Origin of the sequence: Methanosarcina sp. 2.H.T.1A.6 (assembly GCF_000979455.1) — an archaeon.
GTDB lineage: Archaea > Halobacteriota > Methanosarcinia > Methanosarcinales > Methanosarcinaceae > Methanosarcina.
Genome location: NZ_JJOY01000052.1, coordinates 1 through 22920 on the forward strand (window position 1 = coordinate 1; position 22920 = coordinate 22920).

Here is a 22920-nt window from a genome sequence, read left to right on the forward strand (position 1 = left end):
TTAAGTGTAGGTACATAAAGCGTGGAGTCATTCTCATTTGCAGGAACAACAATAATAGAGAGGGGTAGCCCCTCTAAATCTACTAAAACGCTTATTTTTACTCCTTTTACTTTCTTGTAGCCATCATAACCGATGTTTCCCCTTTTTTAGCAGGAACATCCTTTGTATCAGTAAAGCAATGAGAAAGATCTATTTTCTTCAAGTCATAACCTTTGTTTAAAAGTTCATTGAAAATCTTCTGATAGGTACCATGTTCACACAGGTAGAGATGAAATCTATGAACTGTTGACTTAGAGCCATAGATACGAGGAACATCTTTCCAAGTACAACCTGTTGTAACGACATACAAGATTCCATTCATTAACTTCCTTAAGTCTGCATGAGGCCGTCCTGTATGTGGTTTCTGTGGAGGAAGATAAGGTTCTATGGATTTCCACAGATCATCATCGATTTCCTGAAAGGACATAATATTAAATATATAATTTCAACATAATATTAGTTTCGGGATAGGCTCATTCAGTGTTTGTGCCACCTGATAAGGCTCAGGAGCTTACAGAGTTCTTTCAGGCTCTTAACCCTAATTGATATTCCATTACTTAAACCTGAGAAAAAGGATCTCTGGTTTTATGGAATTGCTTCTAAAAGGTATGCTCTATACTACTATGAGAATGAAAAAATCAAGTTCATGGAAGATGAAAGGTCTTATAAGCTTCATGGGCTTGGGCATTTAACAAACCCATTTCCTAACTCAATTGAAGATTGGCAGGCTGAAATTTGGCAGGATATTCTTAAACTTCATTATGGGCTGATTACTGAAAGGGATATTGGGGATAAGTATTCTAATCTGTATGCAATTTCCAGGCTTACTGTTAGCACTTCCAATGTTTTGAACCGGTTTAAGAAATTGAATGTGGGAAAAACTTGGAAAGAACAAATTAAACCTTTTAACTTCTTCCTTGTAGGATTTCAAGTAATTGAGGAAAATAGTAAGGCTGTTAAGCCTCTGGCTCCATTTACTAAGGATTATCAGAAGATAGTTTATGAGCCATTCATTGATTATGAATCTGGGGAAGTTAAGGAAGGATCTCAATATTTCAAACCATTAAGCAGAACCATCTTGCAATATGTTGAGCATATGGAAAACAAGTTTGATGGAGAGAGAGGGGTTTTAAAAAGGAGAAATATTCAAGCTGATGTTTTAGTTTACATTGGGAAAGAAGCCAACAGCATTGAAGATCAGCCTTTAGATGTAACAGGGGCTCAGGTTTTCATCAATGAGGAAGAGATTAAACAGAAAATTTTGGCTTTAACCCCTGAAGAGGCAAGGAAACTAGGAATTAAGCATAGAAGCACTTTGAAAAGGATGAAAGATAGGATTATAAATTATGGGGGGATAAGTTTAAAAACTAAAGAGGTACAAAAGTTAATTTGAGGGAAAGGTTGGAGAAACTAAGATTTATTACAGGAGTATGCTGAAAAAAATGAAAAGTGGAGTAAGGGAAGGGGACTTTTTTAAATACGAAAGAGATGAAGAAAATATTAAGTTCTAATTTTCTCAAATAAAAGTAAAAATATTGGTTAAGATTTATGGATTATAGTAGTCTCTTTGATTGAAATGCGATTTACTATTTATCAATGTCAACTTTGAAAAGTTATTGAAATTGATTGCCGTATTGTAGTTTTCATCAGTTTTATTAGAATCCATCCAATATAATATTTTTAATTCTTCAGGTAACAATTCATTAATTTTTTTTACAAAATCAACTGAAAGTTGCAATGATTCTACTAATGATTTTTCATTTAACTTGAGCAATGGTTTTAATTCTGATTCTTTAGAAGAGGGGTCGATAAATGCAGAAGCATGTATGTACCTATCGCGGATATTAATAACTTCTTTATATTTAGTAAACAATTCTCCAATCTTAGCATCATTTTTTATGTTAGGAAAAAGCTTAAAAAGAACTCGGTCAACGATTTCTTTATCTTGAATTTTTCTTTTATTCATATCTAAGTTAATATTTTCATTATAAGACAAATTTTCTGTTATTGATAATAAAAGATCATAAAGATACGCTTCAACAAAGCTTACACACAAAATGATTAAAGTCCTATGAAGAGCTCCTAATGAATAAGAATCATGTCTGTTTTGGTTATCTTTGAGATACTCATATTTATCTTGCATATCTTTTATATCCGTCTGGGAATTTGACAAATTTGTTCTTACATCCAGATAATAATTCCATTGCACTTTCAAATCATTAAAAAGTATATATTCAGGAAATGTTACAGTGATAGGTTGATCCAAGCTGAACTGCACCCAATGGTGATCGGTTAAGCAAGATATTCCATAATATTTGTTGACATCAAAAATTTGAGAAATTTCCTTTATTTGAAATAAAGAGATTTCATTGTTGTCTATTTCTTTTAATCTACATCTTAAGAAAGTGATTACATTACCCAAAAATATATTATCGTATGGCTTCTTGAAATGGGAGTTTTCTAGACTTGAATTAACATTTGTTGAGATAATTTTGAATACTAAATCAACATCTGTTTTTTTAGGGGGGGATTTTAAGAACGATATTAAAAATCGTATATTATCACATTGCATATCTGTATAATGTTTCCCATAGATAATGTTTATAAAGATACCGCATATTGCATATTTATATAATTTCTTATATGTACCCGACGTTTTCTTAAGTCTACGATGACTAATCAAATCTAATAAAAAAATTTCATCCTTCATAAATTATCTATTTATTTTTAACATATTAAAATATAAAAAGTTGTTTAGTCTTTGTTAATAAAAATTTGAAAGTAATCCCCTTTTGGAAATTTATATACTGCAAAACAGCGTACAAAAACGGAATTTTTATTATTTATTCTTTATAAAAAACAGAGCGATATTTAGTCAAATGAACTTTTAGATATACGGTTGTGCATAAATCTCACAAAACAGCGTTGCGTTTTTTTAAGTTACCTATATCCCAAAAGAAGAGTGCGGGGATATAGGTAACTCAAAAAAACGCAACGCGTGTGTACTGATTATGCACAACCGTATATTTTCAAAAGTTACATCACTAAAAATTAGTTTATTATTATAATTCATATTAAATAATTGGTTTAAATTTTTTTGGGTTTAACATTTTCAGTTTAAGATCTAATTAATTCATGTGCTGAGTTCATTGTAATCAACATTTTCTAATCCAAACAAAAAATCTAACATAAGGTATGTCCTAATTAAATGATCTTTTCTTCCATACTTTACATATTCGCCATGCATTATCTTATGTCTACTTAGTCCAAAGGGGTTTTCAAGCTTTTGTTTTGTGTAAGCTGTTTGAAAAAGAGTATTAAGAATAAAATTATTCCCTATTCCTAAAGCTGCCGACGACATCGAACCATTGGGCAATGAATATTCAATGATATTTGGGTCAAATATATCTTTGAAAATTTTGTTTCGATTACTAATTCTCCAATTATTCTTGTTCATTTTGTCTGTCCAAACTAAACCCTTTCCTTTTTGTATAATGGTAAATTCATTTTGAATAAGGTAATCTGTGAGAATGCCATCTATTTGAGAAATTAATGTTGGAATCAAAAAGTTTGAAGGATTATAACTATTGTGAGAGTGTTTCAATAGATTATAACTATCTCTAAATATCTTCATTCTTGGTTTGAATAAAGTGTTCTCTTCCCAAGATTCAATCATAGAGGCTAATTTCTCAAAATTATTTCTTGAAAAGTAGTTAATAAACTCTTGACGTATTTCTTTTCCCAATTTTCCTGAAGGGTTTTCGATTGTTCGTGAAAAGTTCAAAATGAAATCATCTTCTAATGAAACCGTTATAAACCAATTATGTTTTTGTAATATAGGTATAATTTTTGAATCAACGCTATCAACAAAAGAAAGACGTTTATTCACAAAATCAAAAAGCTGTACATTTGTTTTTACCCAATTATCGAAAACTAGTTCTTTCGAAATTAAATTTGATAGTTTTATATGTGCATCTTCAATTGCCTTGAACATTGAAGGAGAATAAACTTCTGAAAGGCTCTTTTGTGCATCTTCAATTACCTTAAACGTTGAAGGGAAAATGACTTCTGAAAACCTCTTATGGGCATCTTCAATTACCTTAAACGTTGAAGGGAAAATGACTTCTGAAAACCTCTTATGGGCATCTTTAATTGTTTTAGTTGCCAGAGCATTCTGATATTCAGGAGAGTAAATGTTGGTTTTCTCTTTTTTACTATCTAAAGTATTAGTTTCTTCAGATTTTGTATCAATATTCCCTTTTTTATTATCTGAAGTATTAGTTTCTTCATTTAAGTCGTCAGACATACCTAATAAAGTTTGAATTTAATCTATTTAAGTTATTCTTTATTTAGAGAAAGATAAATATCTAATATTAAATTCATTAATATTCATTTACAAGTTTCTTTACTTCTTTCGTGTCCAAGTTCATCTTACTATCTCTCTTAACTCTATCTTTCATTCTCTTCAATGTACTTCTATGTTTGATTCCGAATTCCCTAGCCTCTTCAGGAGTTAAAGCCAAAATCTTCTGTTTAATCTCTTCCTCATTCACGAAAACTTGAGCCCCAACAATATCTAAAGGCTGATCTTCAATGCTGTTGGCTTCTTTCCCAATGTAAACTAAACCATCAGCTTGAATATTTCTCCTTTTTAAAACCCCTCTCTCTCCATCAAACTTGTTTTCAAGATGCTCAACATACTGCAAAATTGTTCTGCTTAATGGTTTGAAATATTGAGATCCTTCCTTAACTTCTCCTGTTTCATAATCAATAAATGGCTCATAAACTATCTTCTGATAATCTTTTGTAAATGGAGCCAGAGGCTTAACAGCCTTATCATTTTCTTCAATTGCCTGAAATCCTACAAGAAAGAAGTTAAAAGGTTTAATCTGTTCTTTCCAGTTTTTCCCTTCATTTAGCTTTTTAAACCTGTTCAAAACATTAGAAGTACTAACAGTAAGCCTGGAAATTGCATAAAGGTTAGAGTACTTATCTTGAATATCCTTTCCAGTAATCTGCCCATAGTGCAGTTTAAGAATATCCTGCCAGATTTCAGCCTGCCAATCTTCAACCGAGTTAGGGAAAGGGTTTGTTAAATGCCCAAGTCCATGAAGCTTATAAGATCTTTCATCTTCCATGAACCTGATTTTTCCATTCTCATAGTAGTATAAAGCATACCTTTTAGAAGCAATACCATAAAACCAGAGATCCTTTTTCTCAGGTTTAAGTAATGGAATATCAATTAGGGTTAAGAGCCTGAAAGAACTTCGCAAGCTCCTGAGCCTTATCGGGAGGCACAAACACAGAGTCAGTATCCATGTAAGCGTGAATTGCTCCAAGCTCTTTCAACTTGGCTTCAGCCATTGTTAAGAAAAGCCTGGCTCCTGATGTAATCATAACAGCCAGAAGAGGATGAAAATACTTCCCTGACTTCTCAAACCTGTTTTCTTTTGTAACGAAATTCTCAAGCCCATAAACCTGAAACTCACTTTTCCTATCTTCTGGGTTAAGCTCAATAAAGATTCCATAACTGAGAGCATTTACAAGGATCTTGATAGCCTGGGCTCTGCTTGATAGATGTTGAAATTCAGGATCATTTTTATCTGTCTTTTTTGACCTTTCCTTAATTTTCTGCCTCTCTTCTACAAGAACCTGAACAATGTTATCCTTTGACGGATCAATGTCAACTCCAAGAATCCTGGATTTCCTTAACCCCTTCTGTACTTCTTTAGGAATAAATTTTACAGCTTCTTTGATCTTTGGAGCCTTGCCAGCAAGGAGATATGAGCCTATAACATCCGGTAAAGAGTACCACATCTCAGAGTTAGAACTCAGATAATTGATTCCTACGTTAAACCCTGTATTATTTCCTTTGTAATCCATCCTTACAGGTAAATTATCATTATCAGGCTGAATCTTGACCATAACAACAAGCTTTTTCCATGTATCCTGTTTCTGAAGGTCTGAAAGCTTCAGTTTTGAGATAAACTCCCTGGTTTCTTCTGTGATGTCTTGAATTTCCAGGCTCTCAGCTATGATGTATTTCCAGAGGTTCATTTCCATTGTAACTGTGGGATACATGCTTGTAAAATCCAGAACATTAACCTTTGTTGGCTCCTTCCTTATTTTACATTCTGTTCTTCCCCCAAAATAGGAAGTCATCATGTTTCCAATAGCTGAATCTGGAAACTCTGGATTCATTTCCAAGAATGGCTTAACCCCTAACTGGCTGAGAGCATGTTTTCCAATGGAAGCAGAGCTAAAGATCTTTGTTATGGGTATATGGATCTGATAAACGTCAAGCTCCTTAACAAGTGCCTTATATACAGCCTGGGTGGTTTCAACATCCTTTACCAGATATTCAATATACTTTTCAGTAACCTTTCCATGCTTAACCTCTTTCATCTTCTGAACAGGCGTGTTAAGCTTCTCTCCTGCTCTCTCAAGGGAAATATGGTTTGATTGAAGGAGAACTTCAGCCAGCCTTTGAGTATCCAGGAAATATCCTGAAAAATAGCTCTCTCCTTTGTTCTGCTTGGTAGTGGTAAACTTAAAGCTGTTAGAATAGCCAAGCTTCCTGATGATTACAGGAGGCTTAAAGGGATCCTTTGAGAGGGTAAGGGTAAAGCCTCCTCTGTTCCTTTCTCTTGAATCTCCTGATCTTTTAGCTATCCTGCTTATATCAAAAGCCAGGTTATACCCATTGCAGAGGGTTTTAAGCTCAAAGACTTCAGGATAAAATACATTGTCTATAAACTCATCCAAGCGGTACAGGTTTAAGTTATGGTTTCTTGAATAGGCTTCCAGTATCTTTATTTCTCTCTCATTAAGGGTAGTTGGATCATGGAATAAACCATCATGCTGAATAACTCCATCCTGGTAAATCTGGAAGTATCCGATCTTGAAATTTTGATACTGGTCGGTTGTGGTTTCAGTATCAAAAACCAGTACCCTGTTATGCCTGAGAGAAGTATCATAACGCCTAAAGCTCCTGTATCCTTCTTTTTTCTCAAGCCTCTGAGTATATCCTCTGACTGCAACTTTAGACATTTTGCATCATCTCATTTCCAACATCAATTAGTTGAGTTCCTAATTCTGTTAGTAAAGCACCGATAGATACAATCTGAAAAGCTCTCTTTTGTTCAGGAGAGGCATTCCCAGATCTGGCTTTTGGGCTTAGCTTATTCTGTTCCCTTGTTATCTTGGAATGGCAGTTTTTACAGAGAGGCTGAACCTGGTCTGAATTGTTCCGCCCATAGGGATGATGCATTTCAATTACATCTGGGTCATCTTCCCCACAGATAACACAGCAAAGAGAAGTTTTTCGGTTTCTCTTCTGTTTGTTCAAAGTTTTCTTATATGCTTCTTTATCCATAGTTTCCCCTCCTCAATGCTGATAGATTTCCAAAAATTCAGGCTCTTCCTGGGCTTCCAGGATCTCATAGAGCTTATCAAGGTCAGTTTCAAAATGGTGGACTTTGCCTTCAGCATCCACTATTTGAATATCCTTGAACTTGGCAAGAACAGAAGGATCATTGTTTTTTGTAGCCTTGTAAACACTGGCAAAATATTCTCCAATCAAAGACCTATCCTTAGAACTGGCTGTAACAATCGTTTTTTGTCCTTCTGTGGAGTAGATCAGCATATTGACCTGGATAGTATCGGCTTTTGTGACCTTCCAGGTTCCTCCTGACTTGTACAGGTTCTTTCCAAGATGCTTGACTGCAAATTCGGGTCTTTTGCCTATTTTTTCAAGTACAGAAGAAAGGTTTTCTCCTTTTCACATTTTCCTTGAAATTTGAAGAGATAGGGTTCTATCTCTCTTATCCTGGGCTGAAAGAGTTTTCCAGGCTACCTGGCTTAGATCAAAATCTCCGATCTTGAGTTTTCTAAGTTGGCTGAGGCTCCGATCAGGGAAAAACTTGTGTTTCCTGATGATTTCTTTTGCATATTTTGTATCTCTGGACTGAGCCTTGAGCCATTCTCCATAGGTTCTACATTCTTTGGAAAATCTTGGTCTGCTCATCTTTCAGCCTCCATCATTCTGATAAAAGCTGTTCTCATAACTTCAGCCTGAGAACATCCGTATTTTTCTGCCTTCTGTACCAATTTCTCCTTAAGGTAAGGAGATAACGTTATCAATACTCTGTCTTTTGTATCTTTTGTATTCATGTAACTCACAATAAACAGTATGCATTACTAGGTATTGTACAGAATTGAGTATAACTTTAAGTACAAGTTTGACGTATATTTTATATATACTTGGGATCAATATGAAAAAGAAAGAGTATGATTTTGACACTGAAGTAAAGCGATATCTTACGCAAAAAGGGTATGCAAGAAGGCGGCAACTCATAAAAGACCTCATGGAAATACATAAAAATGAACTTGGATATAGCCTCAAAAGTATAAACCGTAAATTAGACAAACTAAAGAATCAAGGTATGATTATACGGCTGGAGTATTCCGATTTTGGGAAATTAGGAATAGAGGATACTGATAAAAACGCCAGTTATCTTACCTTGAAAGATATATCCAAAATAACAGAGCATATGGATAAGATCTTAGAACGGCTTGATTCAGAAGAGCCCATGAAGCAAAAAATGGCTTTAAAAGAGATTGCCCGTTATGAACAAACTTATGTTTTAACTCCTGTACAACTGGATCTAGTTGTAGCTCAGTTTGATAAAAACATTGATAAAGGAAACATAGATGATGAGCTTGCTGATAAGTTATTGCTCTTGTTAGACAGATATATTTTGAAAAAAGATATTGAGCCAACGAATAAAGCAAAAACAATTGACTTGTTAGTAAAATTGCTAGATAAATATCCTGTCCCTGTTTCAACCCATGTAAACCTTAGAACTCACATCATCTATCTTCTTGGGCATTATGGGCATAAGGCTGTAATTGAAAGGTTTATGGAAGATGCAAGAACCCTACAGGATCCTTTTTCTGTAGAAAATGTTTACAATACAGAATACACAGCCAATCTTATTGAGGAACACAGAGAAGAACTTTACAAGCTAGAAGAAGAGCTAGCAATAGAAGGAAAAGAGTATGCTTCACAGTTTGTTTCCAATATAAGAACTGATGCTCTAATTAATTTGGGTTTATATAAAAACCCTTATACTACAGGAAAGAAGGAGGATGATTCTTGGTGAAGCTTCTTCTTTTGAATGGTCACGGCATAAATATGCACGTTGATGGAGCCAAGCTTCATATTAAGGATGGAAGGTTTTCAACTACTGAAGAGCCTCAAGAATACATATTTGCTCCAAAAAGGATCGACATTTACAGCATTATCATTTATGGGAAAAGTGGAAACCTGACCTTAGAGGCTGTTAGATGGCTAATTAAGCACAATGTCCAGGTCACTATTCTCAACTGGAATGGAAAGCTCCTTACTACAATGCTTCCTCCTGAAAGTACCAATGTAAAAACAAAGTTTGCTCAGTATCACGCTTTTGAGAATCAGGACGCAAGGCTTGAGATAGCAAAGAAAATTATTGAGGCTAAATTTGACAAGTCCAAGACTGTTCTTGATTTCCTGAGCCAAAGATACCCTGAAATTAAATATGATATTTCGGATGAACTTACAAAGTTGAGAGATATAAAGAGCATCAGGGAGCTTATGGGTATAGAGGGAGGGTTAGCCTGGAAATACTGGAATGAGTTTTCAAAGGCGGTTCCAAAGGAATATGATTTTTGTTCCAGGATAGACCAGTACAGAAGACCTGTAGGGTCTGGGGATATGGTAAACACTATGCTGAATTATGGCTATTCTCTTCTTGAATCTGAATGCCTGAGAGCCATTAATTCTGTGGGTCTGGATGTTCATGTAGGCTTTTTGCATGAAATGGCCCCAAGTAAAAACAGTTTAGCCTATGACCTTCAGGAACCTTTCAGGTTCCTTGTGGATCTGGCAGTTATCAGCCTTGTTGAAAGTGGAGCTATGGAAACTAAAGATTTCATAAGGACAGAGAATTACAATCTGAGGCTAAAGCCTAGTGGAGCCAGGAAGATTGTTAATGAGTTTTCCAATATGCTGAATAAAAAGGTAAGTTACCAGGGAAAGGAAAGCACCTGGAGTTATGTTATCTTTCTGAAAGTAAGGGAATTAGCCCATTATCTTACTAGCAAAAAGGAAAAACTGGATTTCGTTAAGCCTGAATATGAAATAGAGAGGATTGATTCTTATGTTATAAGGCAAAAGATTCTTAACATTTCTTATGTTGATTGGAAGAAATTAGGGTTTTCTAAAGGCACATTGCATTATATGAAGCAGAATGCAAAGTCAGATAAACCGTTTACTCTTAACAGCCATGTTCTGGACAGGGTGAATAAATGGGAAGCTCTTGTTTCAGGTCAAAAGTAAAAATATGTATGTTTTTACTGAAAAGTGTAAAATTGTAAATTTTACAGTAAAATAGTAAAACGGTATCAAGAGAAATTGTAAATTTTACAGTAAAATTGTAAAACGATATCAAGGGAAATTGTAAATTTCACCTGTAAAATTGTAAAACGGTATCAATAAGGATTGTAACAAGTAAATTAGATTTTGTATCTCTTTGTAAAATTCTGTGATATAGTTCAAAATCAAGTAATTTTTGATATGTCTATATTAGAATTTGGAGCTTAAAAGTATCATTTATCATACCACCTTCTGGTTAATGTTACTCTGCTATATTCCTTAGCGCTATCTGGAATCTGATATATACCCTGTGAGTAAATATTCGTTTCCTTCTCTTCATTTGTAACAAGATAATTATTGAATCTATCCTGAGCTTTTTTATCTGCCATGGGAAAACCAGGAAAGAGATATAAAATTAATAATATTAAGCTATAGGTTTACCTGCCGAAGGCAGGATATAAGATAATATTTAGTATCCTCTTCAAATTCAAGGGGGAATTTTCTACCCCGAAAAATATACAATAATTTTGTCATACATTTATGAAGTTGATTGTGTCTCCCAAGTATGTTTTTTATACCTGGCTAAATTTTTAATTTTCCAGCAAATCTGTGAAACTTATTTTTCCCCATACAATTTGAAGAGGATACAATATTTACTCATATCTTTTCTTATAGTTTTACATTGGAACTTCTTGCGGCATCTATGATCTTATATATTTTATGGCCAGAACATCAAACAATCAAAATTAGAAAATAATTATAGACATTAAAATGATTCCAAAAAAAGATTAATTTAAGACATTTGCCGTAAAATTTATAAATACATTGCCAAAGATGATCATATGAAGTTCAAATCTACTTTTCAGATTATCTGAACTCCACAAAATATCTCTAAGATGTATATCAAGAAGCACAATTATGTTAGCTTTGCGTTTAAGACTTAGCTTTAATGATTCTGCTTCTTGATAAATAACTCGCGCATCGATCTCAAATAACTCCATTATTTTGTGAATATGATTCAGAATTACAGAAAATAATAGAGGTAAAAATATGAAATTAAAGATACTTCTAGTACTCCTACTAATCAATATGATAGGATTAGGAGCAGCAGTAGAGGAAGATGAAGATCAAAATTACAATATTGACCTATATTCCGGAAAAGTTTCAACGCCAGAAGAACTAATTGCAATTTTTGGAAATAGTACTCCAATATTACCTGACGACTGGTTTGAAAAATGCGAAGAAGAACGGGAAAAACTCAGAATAGAAATTGAAAAAGATGAAAAAGAAAATTTAATTAAAAAACCACTTACACCTGAAAAAATAGCTCAAATAAATGCTAATGCTCCAGAAGGAATGTTCTTAATAAGTGGGATCGAAGATGTTTCGGTAAAAAGTAATTCGCCTGAAAATGTCACAATCAAGGATGATAAAATAGTTATGGTTTGGTCAACTTCAAAAAATAAGGCAATATCTGACTCTTCCGAATACTCTATAAAGACAGTGGTACCAAATGTTGTTGTTACGGGTGCTACTTGTGACTGGAGATGGATTCAGAATGAATCTGCAGCCAATCAAATTACAATAAAAAATTATGGCACAGTTGCTGCTAATGGATTTGTTATGCTTTATTCTTATGAAGATTCGAATGGCTGGGCAAGAAATTACGTAAACCTTTTACCAGGTGAAGAAGTTACAATTTCCCTTCCATTTTATGTAGATCCTGATTTATTCACAACTGTGGGTAGCAAGTCAATAACTATAAGAAATTACGTTGTGGTCAATTCAAGCGTTTATTTAACAAGTGCTCCAACCGTCAGTGCACCCTTTGTTGAAGTCTACAATAATAATGTAGGGTATCTTGAAGACCCTGATAATGGCAGAAATTTGCAACTGACTGACCTCCATCATCATAACGAATATGAAATATCTGTATTAGCAGCTCAAGCTGGAGATAATACATCTACTCCTTATACTACAGGACGTAAAATTGTTCTATATGTTGATGGTGTAATGGAATACAATATATCTGCATTAGACCCAACATTAACTGGATCAGATGATTGGATAATTGAGAATGGTTATGAAGGAATATGCGATGAATTTTCTGTATTAAATAGTGATTTTGCAAGAGCTTTAGGTGTACCAGCAAGGACTATTGCATGTAATTTAGTGGAACCCGGAGAACCTACTATATCTCATCAATTTAATGAGATATGGGATGGAAGCCGTTGGGTTCACTCAGATGCAACAGGAGCATATGATAATCCTCATGTTTATAACAATGATAATAAGGCTGTTGATTATACGCACCTGGCTTATGATTCAGATGACAGCAGGAGTAGTGTTGACGGTCCAGATGGAGATGGTATTTTGCATGGTGTATTTGATTCTATCTTCACCTATACCCCTGAATTAGAGTTAATTTACAATTGAGGGGTGCAATACTCCTTTTTTTATATAAAGAAGCATGAACGTCCAGGTCTTTAGCTTAGGGACAGTTCACATATACTTATAATATATGTCACGTTTATTTTTTAACTTCTCTTATTTTTTAACAATTAACTAAAAACATTTAATGAGTTGTGCCTATTAATTTACTGCTACGTTCAAAGTTCAACGTTCTAAAAATCCATCTGAATTCTCAAGCTTCGTCCTTCCTCGAACTTGGTCCTATTTTTGATGCATTATTATTACTCTCACCCAACTAACTATTTATTTATATTAACTTATTAAATCAAAAATTGTAGAAAAAGAGTTTTTTAGTTGAGGCAACTTTTGAAAATAAAACGGTTGTGCAAATTCCTTACAAAACAGCGTTGCGTTTTTTTGAGTTACCTATATCCCATAACTTTAGTGCGGGGATATAGGTATCTCAAAAAAAGTGTACGCTACTGAAAAATTTCTACAGTACCCATTTTTCAAAAGTTGACACGCTTAAACATAAATAGTTTTTATAAATCAAGTTTAATAAAAAGAGTACGTTTTTTTGAGATAATGAGCAAACACTAATCTTTGAAAGTTGCCCTAACCAAAATTAATTCATATTTTTATAATTGTGTCTAAAAATAAGACCAGTTTTATACTTAAGTGTGAGATATATTGTTATAAAACCTTAATGATTTAAAAATAAAAAATAGTTTTATGGAAAGCTCTTTAACAAATCTCGTTATTCTTTTAAATATATTCTTTCTATTTCATATATCGATTTCCATTGGAAATTTATATCTGTTTTGTCTTTAAATATTACAAAATTATCTCCGCCTTTACGACCATATCTACTTCTATATTTAATGCCTTGAAAACCAGCACAAAGAGCACAATCTGCGAGGAAACGAGTAAAAACATATTCAGGTCTATCCCATTCTCTACTTTTTGGAGTATTATATATTAATGACGAACAAATAAGGGTTTTATATAATTCGTTGTCAAGTTTGCAACCCTCTAGGTCTGTTAAATCTAATATTTTTAAAGGCTTCAAGAAATTGATTTCTGCCATACAAACTGGGTATTTTTCATTTGATCTCACTTCACTACAACTGACATCTTCTGTTGTAGCCACATATAAGAATCCATACCCTGTATGATTGAATCTACCTTCTGTCGCTTTATTATCTGGAACAGCCCCTAATTCATCACAAGAATAAAGACTGCCAGTTTCAGCTAATTTTCTACATCTATATAAATTAAAGTCGAAGATTAATTCAGAGGTTTCTTTTGATATTTCTTTGATTAATTCATATATCTTTTCAGCAAATGGATGTGATAAAAGCATAAAAGGAGTTTTTTTAGCTATTTCAGCAATATCATTAATCTCCTCTGAAAATTCACCAAGATCTATTGTTAAAATATAAGGCCAAATATAAGAATTAGATTTTAAGCTACTTCCACAATATGGGCAGGTTATTTCTTCTACAAACCCCTTGAATTCTGAAAAAGAATAGACATCTACTAAATGTGATCCTGAATAAAAAGAATCTAAACTAGTACTTAAAAACTGCTCGTCCAATAAGTTAATTCCGGCCCATTTAATCTGAAAATCATCGACACAAGATTCACATAAAAAGAAGTCTGTATCGAACCACTTTTCAAAATAATGCCAGAATAACTCTATAAAACAATCCAATCTGATTAGATCAACCATTTCTTGCACCAATTGAAAGATATATCCATCTTACTAATATTTTAAAATTTGTTCTCAATCTCTTGATGAATAAAAACCCTAATTGTTTCAAAGTTCGGAATAGTTCATTATCCTTCAAAAGAGAGAAATTAATTTCTTTACTTCTTTAGTTTTCATATTGATTTTCCCATCTTTTATTATCTTATCCTTTATCTTTTTTAAAGTGCTCCGGTATTTTATTCCAAATTCCCTAGCTTCTTTTGGGCTTATGTTTAAAATTTTTTGTTTAATCTCTTCCTCATTAATGAAAACTTGAGATTTGGTAACATCCAAAGGCTGATCCTCAATATTATTGGCTTCTTTCCCAATGTAAACTAACCCATCAGCTTGAATATGTCTTCTCTCTAAAACCCCAATATTCCCATCAAACTTATTTTCAAGATGTTCAACATATTGTAAAATCGTCCTGCTCAATGATTTGAAATATTGAGATCCTTCCTTAACTTCTCCTTTTTCATAATCAATGAATGGCTCATAAACTATCTTCTGATAGTCTTTAGTAAATGGAGCCAGAGGCTTGACAGCCTTATAATCTTCTTCAACTGCCTGGAATCCTACAAGGAAGAAGTTAAAAGGCTTAATCTGGTCTTTCCAGTTTTTCCCCTCATTCAGTTTCTTAAACCTGTTCAATACATTGGAAGTACTAACAGTAAGCCTAGAAATTGCATAAAGGTTAGAATATTTTTCTTCAATATCCCTTTCAGTAATCAGCCCATAATGAAGTTTCAGAATATCCTGCCAGATTTCAGCCTGCCAATCCTCAACTGAATTAGGAAATGGGTTTGTTAAATGCCCAAGCCCATGAAGCTTGTAAGACCTTTCATCTTCCATGAATCTGATTTTTTCATTCTCATAGTAGTACAGAGCATACCTTTTAGAAGCAATTCCATAAAACCATAGATCCTTTTTCTCAGGCTTAAGCAATGGAATATCAATTTTATAGGGGTTAAGAGGCTGAAAGAACTCTACAAGCTTCTGAGCCTTTTCAGGAGGCACAAACACAGAATCAGTATCCATGTAAGCGTGAATAGCTCCAAGTTCTTTTAACCTGGCTTCAGCCATTGTTAAGAAAAGCCTGGCTCCTGAAGTAATCATAACAGCCAGGAGAGGATGAAAATACTTGCCTGACTTCTCAAACCTGTTTTCCTTTGTAACAAAATTCTCAAGCCCATAAACCTGAAAATCACTTTTCTTATCTTCTGGGTTAAGCTCAATAAAGATTCCATAACTGAGGGCATTTACAAGAATTTTGATAGCCTGGGCTCTGCTTGATAGATGCTGATATTCAGGATCATTTTTATCGATCTTTTTCAATTCCTGCTTAATCCTCTGCCTCTCTTCTACAAGAACCTGAACAATATTATCCTTTGATGGGTCAATATCAATTCCAAGAACCCTGTTTTTCCTTAACCCCTTCTGTACGCCTTCAGGAACAAATTTTATAGCCTCTATGATCTTTGGAACCTTACCAGTAAGAAGGTATGAGCCTATAACATCCGGTAAAGAATACCACATCTCAGAGGCAGAACTCAGATAATTGATTCCTACGTTAAACCCTGTATTATTCCCTTTATAATCCATTCTTACAGGCAAAATATCATTATCAGGCTGAATCTTGACCATAACAACAAGCTTTTTCCATGTATCCTGTTTCTGAAGGTCTGAAAGCTTCAGTTTTGAAATAAATATCTTTGTTTCTTCTGTAATGTCCTGAATTTCCAGGCTTTCAGCTATGATGTATTTCCAGAGGTTCATTAACATTGTAACTGTAGGGTACATGCTTGTAAAATCAAGAACTGTAACCTTTGTTGGCTCTTTCCTGATTTTACATTCTGTTCTTCCCCCATAATAAGAAGTCATCATGTTCCCGATAACTGAATCTGGAAAATCTGGATTCAGTTCTAGGAAAGGTTTAACCCCTAACTGCTCAAGAGCATATTTCCCAATGGAAGCCTCACTAAAGATTTTTGTTATGGGTATATGGATCTGGTAAACGTCAAGCTCCTTAACAAGCTTTTCATACACAGCCTGAGTAGTTTCAACATCTTTTATCAGATAATCAATATACTTTTCAGTAACTTTTCCATGTTCAATTCCTTTCATTTTCTTAACAGGAGTATTGAGCCTTTCTGCGGCTTTTTCAAGGGAAATACGCCTTTCCTGAAGGAGAACTTCAGCCAACCTTTGAGTATCTAGGAAATAGCCTGAGAAATGACTCTCTCCCTTGTTCTGCTTGGTTGTGGTAAACTTAAAGTTGTTAGAGTATCCAAGTTTTCGGATAATTATAGGAGGGTTGAAAGGATCATCTGAAAGAGTAAGAGTAAAGCCTCCTCTATTCCTTCCCCTTGAATCTCCTGATTTTTTGGCTATTCTGCTAAGGTCAAAAGCCAGGTTATACCCATTGCAGAGGGTCTTAAGTTCAAAGACTTCAGGATAAAACACATTGTCTATGAACTCATTCAGGGAATACAGGCTTATGTTATGCTTTTTGGAATAGGCTTCCAGTATCTTTATTTCTCTTTCATTCAGGATAGTTGGATCATAGAATAAACCATCATGCTGAATAACTCCATCTTGGTAGATCTGGAAGTATCCTATCTTAAAATTCTGATACTGGTCTATAGTGGTTTCAGTATCAAAAACCAGTACTCTTGAATGCCTCAGAGGAGTATCATAAAGCCTAAAGCTCCTATACTCTCCTTTTTTCTCAAGTCTTTGAGTATATCCCCTGACTGCAACTTTAGACATTTTGCACCATCTCATTTCCAAGATCAATTAGCTGAGTTCCTAATTCTTTCAGTAAAGCACCAATAGAAACTAACTGAAAGGCTCTCTTTTGTTCAGGAGAAGCGTTTTTAGACCTAACTTTTGGGCTGAACTTATTCTGTTCCTTTGTTATCTTGGAATGGCAGTTTTTGCAGAGAGACTGAACCTTGTCTGAATTGCTCCTTCCATAGACATGATGCATTTCAATAACTTCTGGATCATCTTCCCCACAGACAACACAGCAAAGAGAAGGGCTCCCATTTCTCTTCTGTTTGTTCAAACTTTTTTGATAAGTTTCCTTGTCCATAGTTTCACCCCCTTAGTGCTGATAAATTTCCAAAAACTCTGGCTCTTCCTGGGCTTCCAGGATCTCATAGAGCTTATCAAGGTCGGTTTCAAAGTGGTGGACTTTGCCTTCAGCATCCACTAGTTGAACATCTTTGAACTTGGCAAGAACTGAGGGATCATTGTTTTTTATTGCCTTCTGAACGCTGGCAAAATATTCTCCAATTAAAGACCTATCCTTAGAACTGGCTGTAACAATCGTTTTTTGTCCTTCTGTGGAATAGATCAGCATATTAACCTGGATAGAATCGGCTTTTGTAACCCTCCAGTTCCCTCCTGACTTGTACAGGTTCTTCCCAAGGTGTTTAACTGCAAATTCTGTCCTTTTGCCTATTTTTTCAAGCACAGAAGAAAGATTTTCACCTTTTCTCATTTCTCTTAAAATTTGGAAAGATAGATTTCTATCTCTCTTATCCTGGGCTGAAAGAGTTTTCCAGGCTGTCTGGCTTAGATCAAAATCGCCTATCTTCGGATTTCTAAGCTGGCTGAGGCTTTTATCAGGGAAAAATTTGTGTTTCCTGATGATTTCTTTTGCATATTTTGTATTCCTAGGCTGAGCCTTGAGCCATTCTCCATAAGTTCTGTAGTCTTTGGAAAATCTTGGGCGGCTCATCTGTCAGCCTCCATTATTCTGATAAAAGCTGTTCTCATAACTTCAGCCTGAGAGCATCCGTATTCTTCTGCTTTCTGTTCCAGTTTCTCCTTAAGGTAAGGAGATAATGTTATCAAAACTCTGTCTTTTGTGGTCATGTAGCTCACAAAGAACAGTATGCTCAGATCTTACTTATGTACAGAATTGAGTATAACTTTAAGTATAAGTTTGATGTATATTTTATATATACTTGGGATTAATATGAAGAAGAAAGAGTATGACTTTGACACAGAAATAAAGAATTATCTTGTCCAAAAAGGGTATGCAAGAAGGCGGCAACTCATAGAAGACCTAATGAAAGCACACAAAAATGAAAGAGGATATAGCCTCAAGAGTATAAACCGCAAACTGGACAATTTGATTAATCAAGGAATAATTATAAGTCTCAAATACTCCGATTTTGAAAAATTAGGAATAGAAGATGCTGATAAAAGAGCCAGTTACCTAACCTTAAAAAATATATCCAAAATAAAGGAGCATATGGATAAGATTTTAGAAAGGCTCGCTTCAAAAGAACCCACGAAGCAAAAAATGGCTTTAAAAGAGATTGCCCTTTATGAGCAAGTATATGTTTTAACTCCTGAACAGTTGGATTTAGTGGTAAAGCAATTTGATAAGGGTATTGATAAGGAAACTATAGATGATGACCTTGCTAATACGCTATTACTTTTATTATACACATATATTTTGAAAAAAGGTATCGAACCAGCTAATAAAATAAAAACAATCGACCTGTTAGTAAAACTGCTAGATAAGTATCCTGCTCCTGTTCCAAGGCAAGTAAATCTAAGAACGCACATCATTTATCTTCTTGGGCATTATGGGCATAAAGCTGTAATTGAAAGGTTTATAAAAGATGCAAGAACCTTACAAGATTTTTCACCCATAGAAAACGTTTACAGTACCGAATACACAGCTAATCTTATTGAAGAACATAGAGAAGAACTTTACAAACTGCAAGAAGATTTAGCAATAGAAGGAAAAGAGAATGCTTCTCAGTTTGTTTCCAATATCAGAAGTGATGTTCTAATTTCTTTGGGCTTGCGTAAAAACCCTTTTGCTAAAAAGGAGGATGATTCTTGGTGAAACTTCTTCTTCTGAATGGTCACGGCATAAATATGCATGTTGATGGAGCCAGGCTCCATATTAAAGATGGAAGATTTTCAACTACTGAAGAGCCTCAAGAATACATATTTTCTCCGAAAAGGATTGATATTGACGGCATTATCATATATGGAAAGAGTGGGAACCTTACCTTAGAGGCTGTTAGATGGCTTATTAAACATAATGTTCAGGTTTCTATTTTAGATTGGAATGGCAAGCTCTTAACCACAATGCTTCCTCCTGAAAGTACCAATGTAAAAACAAAGTTTTCTCAGTATCATGCTTTTGAGGATAAGGAAGTAAGGCTTGAGATAGCAAAGAAGTTCATTGAAGCCAAATTTTACAAATCTAAGGCTGTTCTTGATTTCCTGAGCCAAAGGTATCCTGAAATTAAGTTTGATATTTCGGATGGACTCACAAAACTAAAAGATGTAAAAAGCACTAGGGAAATTTTGGGAGTAGAGGGAACCTTAGCCGGTAAATACTGGACTGAGTTTTCAAAGGCTGTTCCAAAGGAATACGATTTCTGTAACAGAATAGACCAGTACAGCCGATCTATGAATTCTGGAGATATGGTAAACACCATGCTCAATTATGGTTATTCTTTGCTTGAGGCTGAATGTTTGAGAGCCATAAATACTGTAGGGTTAGATCCTCATGTAGGGTTTTTACATGAAATGACACCAAGCAAGAACAGTTTAGCCTATGATCTTCAGGAGCCTTTCAGATTTCTTGTAGATCTGGCAGTAATCAGCCTGGTTGAAAGTGGGGCTATGGAAAGTAAGGATTTCATAAGGACAGAAAATTACAATCTCAGGTTAAAGCCTAGTGGAGCCAAAAAGGTTGTTAATGAGTTTACCAATATGCTGAATAAAAAGGTAAGCTACCAGGGAAAAGAAAGCACATGGAGTTATGTTATCTTTCTGAAGGTTAGAGAATTAGCCCATTATCTTACTAGCAAAAAAGAAAAACTGGATTTTGTTAAGCCTGAATATGAAATTGAGAGAATTGATTCTTATGATATAAGGCAAAAGATTCTCAATATTTCTTATGTTGATTGGAAGAAATTAGGGTTTTCTAAAGGTACATTGCATTATATGAAACAGAACGCCAAGAGCGATAAGCCATTTACTCTTAATGCTCACGTTCTGGAAAGGGTAAATAAGTGGGAAGCATTGGTTTCAAGTCAAAGGTAAAATGTGTATGTTTTTACTGTAAAATGTAAAAATGTAAAATTTACAGTAAAATAGTAAAAATGCATCAAGAGAAGTTGTAAAATTTACAGTAAAATAGTAAAACAGTATCAAGAGAAAGTGTAAAATTTACAGTAAAATTGTAAAACGATAAAAAGAGCAATTGTAAAAAAGTAACGATTAACTATGTGAAGCAGAAGGTCTTTTAGATGCATCAATTAAAACTGATTCAATTTTAAATTTCCCACATTCATTTATTTTTTTAATTGTTTCTTCTAAATATTTAAGCATCTGGGTCTTGTTTTGATTTGTTGGTCTTTTAAAGTACTCTTCTTTTTCATCTTTAAACCACATGACCAAAAATAAACCTGATTTGGAAGGACTTGCTTTCAAATATAATGGTAATTGTTTAGTTAGACCATGTTCCAACTCTTCATTATGTGCCAATTTAAACTCTGCACAAACATTTACAGGAATGTTACCTTTTATTGTAACCAGGAATTTGAAGTCAAGTTTTCCGATTCCTTCATCTGTTTCTCTTAAAACATGTATCCCAAAAGGTAGTAAATTTCGACAAAAGAAAATATGAATTGTAGGTTGAATTTTTGATTCTTTTTTGGGAACAGCTGGTATCTTATACTTTTTTCCATCCATCTCTACCTCACGAGCCTCATCCCAAAATGGTTCAGTCCATCTTCGATCCTCTATATAGTGTTTCAATTCTGTAATGGTAGTAGCTATGGCTTTTAAAAAATCACTTTCTGACTCAATAATATTATTCGCATCAACTGGATGGAAATAATGTTTTTTCTCAAGAGATCTTACAATAAGTTCGCTGTCTCTTGAATTTTTTAGATTTTCATCATAACTTAGCCAATTAAAACCTTTAAGTTTCTCTATTAACGGATTTGCAAAGTCAGGGTCTACCATTTTAGCAAATGCCAGTTCACCACAAATCTTTTCTTTGAAAAATGGATCCTTCTCTCTATTCTCTGTTTCAGCTCCATTTTTCTGAATATTATGCACTATTGCTCTTAGAATTTTCTTCTTGCGCCTACCAATACTTACCTTGTCATTAACAACCAAGCCGGTTACTTTTTGCTGTGAACCTCTTGAAAGTACCCTAGTTTTTTCTTCATTGATAACAAAGCCATTTCTTTCAATAATTTCTATTATTTTTTGCTTGTGCATTGGAAGTTTATAGGAACCTGAAATCGTGATGTCGTCCGCATATCTTGAATATCGAAAATTTCTTCTTGTACAATAATTGTCGATTTCATAGTCAAGGTCTACAGTAGATAGGTTAGCGAGCATTGGACTAGTTGGTGCCCCTTGAGGTAATTTCCAATGATATGTGCATAAATCAGAAAGCGACCACGCAATTTTTTTGGTATATCCAGCGGACTTAAAGATATAGTAGACAGATCTAAAACTTATACTTGGGAAATAATCCTTTATATCAATCCCTAAAACTAGATCTTGACCAACGTGAATCGAAGCATTTGTCAAAATTGATCTGTCTGGAATAAAACCATGAGCTAAATTTCCAGCATTCAATTTATACAAAATATTATTTAGAATCCATCTTTGAATATTCTTCATTTTTTTTGATGGAGCGTTGATTTCTCTTAAACCACCATTTTTTTTAGGTATTTTAAATGTAGAATAAGCCTTCTCTTTATTTGACAAAAAAAGTCTAATTTGTTTTGATGAGGAATTTGATAAGTTACAAAAATGATCAATATCATATATATAAGGTAATTTTTTGGACTTTAAATTTTTGAAAGATTTAAAATTTTCGTCATATTCTTCTTTGCTTAGTTCTGGAATAATACCTTCTTCAAAATAATTATCAAATAAAATTTTTAACTTTTCATTTTTTGTTAATTTGTTTATTACTTATCCCACCGAATATGACTTAAAATTCAGTTAATAGTATGGATAGTTGCCCTCACAAAATCGCTTGCGATTTTATGGTGCATGAAGTTCGTGAAGTTCATGCACTTTTCGGTCAAGTTTACCTTTGCCTTAGTATGACATTTGCATGGCGTAACACCACACATATCTCCCTGACGAGAGATAATTCAGATCTGAGAGCAACTAATTGTAGTAAGACAACTTATTATAAATATTGTACTAAATTGATCTTAAAGAATTTCATTTTTTCAAATGACCATTATAAAAATAGAAATTAATTTTGGTTAGGGCAAATTTTCAAAATTAA

23 protein-coding genes are annotated in these 22920 nt (G+C 34.0%); 6 read left to right on the plus strand and 17 right to left on the minus strand.

The window, feature by feature from the left end; all coding sequences use genetic code 11:
• Positions 1-134 (minus strand): transposase (locus EO98_RS19650; RefSeq protein ID WP_156161176.1); only part of this gene is annotated, 134 nt, incomplete at its 3' end.
• A complete protein-coding gene (locus EO98_RS16570; protein ID WP_048142471.1) occupies positions 107-466 on the minus strand; it encodes a transposase in 360 nt (119 codons plus the stop codon). The genes EO98_RS16570 and EO98_RS19650, both read right to left, overlap by 28 nt.
• A gap of 57 nt (positions 467-523) precedes the next feature.
• Here EO98_RS16570 and EO98_RS16575 point away from each other — a divergent pair, with 57 nt between their 5' ends.
• Positions 524-1432: a hypothetical protein gene (locus EO98_RS16575; protein WP_048139625.1), complete on the plus strand. Its 909-nt coding sequence runs from the start codon at positions 524-526 to the stop codon at positions 1430-1432.
• Positions 1433-1585: 153 nt separating this feature from the next.
• Here EO98_RS16575 and EO98_RS16580 read toward each other — a convergent pair whose 3' ends face one another.
• The 8 genes from EO98_RS16580 to EO98_RS18935 form a co-directional block, all read right to left on the minus strand.
• The gene (locus EO98_RS16580) at positions 1586-2749 is read right to left on the minus strand and encodes a hypothetical protein (RefSeq protein WP_048139624.1); all 1164 of its coding nucleotides are present in this window, start codon (positions 2747-2749) and stop codon (positions 1586-1588) included.
• Positions 2750-3172: 423 nt separating this feature from the next.
• Complete coding sequence (locus tag EO98_RS16585) at positions 3173-4345, minus strand: hypothetical protein (RefSeq protein WP_048160077.1); 1173 nt, start codon at positions 4343-4345, stop codon at positions 3173-3175.
• 76 nt (positions 4346-4421) lie between these two features.
• Positions 4422-5312 (minus strand): hypothetical protein, encoded by an 891-nt coding sequence (locus EO98_RS19295; protein ID WP_235283554.1) that lies wholly within the window; start codon positions 5310-5312, stop codon positions 4422-4424.
• Positions 5278-7089 carry a DNA polymerase gene (locus EO98_RS16590; protein ID WP_235283553.1) on the minus strand — a complete coding sequence of 604 codons (1812 nt, stop codon included), beginning with the start codon at positions 7087-7089 and terminating at the stop codon, positions 5278-5280. Before EO98_RS16590 ends, EO98_RS19295 begins: the two co-directional genes overlap by 35 nt.
• A complete protein-coding gene (locus EO98_RS16595) occupies positions 7082-7414 on the minus strand; it encodes an HNH endonuclease signature motif containing protein (RefSeq protein WP_048139620.1) in 333 nt (110 codons plus the stop codon). The genes EO98_RS16590 and EO98_RS16595 overlap by 8 nt, the downstream gene beginning before the upstream one ends.
• A 12-nt stretch (positions 7415-7426) precedes the next feature.
• Entirely contained in the window at positions 7427-7684 is a 258-nt protein-coding gene (locus tag EO98_RS19300) for a hypothetical protein (RefSeq protein ID WP_235283552.1), read from the minus strand.
• 135 nt (positions 7685-7819) lie between these two features.
• A complete protein-coding gene (locus tag EO98_RS19305; protein ID WP_235283551.1) occupies positions 7820-8065 on the minus strand; it encodes a hypothetical protein in 246 nt (81 codons plus the stop codon).
• Positions 8062-8211 carry a hypothetical protein gene (locus EO98_RS18935; RefSeq protein WP_200895229.1) on the minus strand — a complete coding sequence of 50 codons (150 nt, stop codon included), beginning with the start codon at positions 8209-8211 and terminating at the stop codon, positions 8062-8064. Before EO98_RS18935 ends, EO98_RS19305 begins: the two co-directional genes overlap by 4 nt.
• 101 nt (positions 8212-8312) lie before the next feature.
• Between EO98_RS18935 and EO98_RS16605 the strand changes: the two genes are divergently transcribed.
• The gene (locus tag EO98_RS16605; protein WP_048139618.1) at positions 8313-9203 is read left to right on the plus strand and encodes a hypothetical protein; all 891 of its coding nucleotides are present in this window, start codon (positions 8313-8315) and stop codon (positions 9201-9203) included.
• Positions 9200-10417 carry a CRISPR-associated endonuclease Cas1 gene (gene cas1 / locus EO98_RS16610; protein ID WP_048139634.1) on the plus strand — a complete coding sequence of 406 codons (1218 nt, stop codon included), beginning with the start codon at positions 9200-9202 and terminating at the stop codon, positions 10415-10417. Before EO98_RS16605 ends, cas1 (EO98_RS16610) begins: the two co-directional genes overlap by 4 nt.
• 269 nt (positions 10418-10686) lie before the next feature.
• On the opposite strand, the gene EO98_RS18630 is transcribed toward cas1 (EO98_RS16610), so the two are convergent.
• Positions 10687-10842 carry a hypothetical protein gene (locus tag EO98_RS18630; RefSeq protein ID WP_156161165.1) on the minus strand — a complete coding sequence of 52 codons (156 nt, stop codon included), beginning with the start codon at positions 10840-10842 and terminating at the stop codon, positions 10687-10689.
• A gap of 661 nt (positions 10843-11503) precedes the next feature.
• On the opposite strand from EO98_RS18630, the gene EO98_RS16620 reads away from it, so the two are divergent.
• Positions 11504-12889, plus strand: coding sequence for a transglutaminase-like domain-containing protein (locus tag EO98_RS16620; RefSeq protein WP_048139614.1), 1386 nt, complete (start codon positions 11504-11506; stop codon positions 12887-12889).
• Between the two features lie 733 nt (positions 12890-13622).
• On the opposite strand, the gene EO98_RS16625 is transcribed toward EO98_RS16620, so the two are convergent.
• The 5 genes from EO98_RS16625 to EO98_RS18940 all read right to left on the minus strand — a co-directional run bounded on the left by EO98_RS16625 (position 13623) and on the right by EO98_RS18940 (position 18497).
• On the minus strand, positions 13623-14606 hold the full coding sequence (locus EO98_RS16625) for an RES family NAD+ phosphorylase (protein ID WP_156164108.1): 984 nt from the start codon (positions 14604-14606) through the stop codon (positions 13623-13625).
• A 105-nt stretch (positions 14607-14711) separates the two neighbouring features.
• Positions 14712-17384, minus strand: a complete 2673-nt coding sequence (locus EO98_RS16630) for a DNA polymerase (protein ID WP_048139610.1) — start codon at positions 17382-17384, stop codon at positions 14712-14714.
• Positions 17377-17709: an HNH endonuclease gene (locus tag EO98_RS16635; protein WP_048139608.1), complete on the minus strand. Its 333-nt coding sequence runs from the start codon at positions 17707-17709 to the stop codon at positions 17377-17379. The genes EO98_RS16630 and EO98_RS16635 overlap by 8 nt, the downstream gene beginning before the upstream one ends.
• 12 nt (positions 17710-17721) lie before the next feature.
• Entirely contained in the window at positions 17722-18120 is a 399-nt protein-coding gene (locus EO98_RS19310) for a hypothetical protein (RefSeq protein ID WP_235283960.1), read from the minus strand.
• 236 nt (positions 18121-18356) lie between these two features.
• Positions 18357-18497, minus strand: a complete 141-nt coding sequence (locus EO98_RS18940; protein ID WP_200895228.1) for a hypothetical protein — start codon at positions 18495-18497, stop codon at positions 18357-18359.
• A 103-nt stretch (positions 18498-18600) separates the two neighbouring features.
• Between EO98_RS18940 and EO98_RS16645 the strand changes: the two genes are divergently transcribed.
• Both EO98_RS16645 and cas1 (EO98_RS16650) read left to right on the plus strand, forming a co-directional pair.
• Positions 18601-19485 (plus strand): hypothetical protein, encoded by an 885-nt coding sequence (locus tag EO98_RS16645; protein WP_048139605.1) that lies wholly within the window; start codon positions 18601-18603, stop codon positions 19483-19485.
• Positions 19482-20699 carry a CRISPR-associated endonuclease Cas1 gene (gene cas1 / locus EO98_RS16650; protein WP_048139632.1) on the plus strand — a complete coding sequence of 406 codons (1218 nt, stop codon included), beginning with the start codon at positions 19482-19484 and terminating at the stop codon, positions 20697-20699. The genes EO98_RS16645 and cas1 (EO98_RS16650) overlap by 4 nt, the downstream gene beginning before the upstream one ends.
• 177 nt (positions 20700-20876) lie before the next feature.
• Here cas1 (EO98_RS16650) and EO98_RS17585 read toward each other — a convergent pair whose 3' ends face one another.
• Positions 20877-22592, minus strand: a complete 1716-nt coding sequence (locus EO98_RS17585; RefSeq protein ID WP_082098658.1) for a retron St85 family RNA-directed DNA polymerase — start codon at positions 22590-22592, stop codon at positions 20877-20879.
• Positions 22593-22920 lie beyond the last annotated feature (328 nt).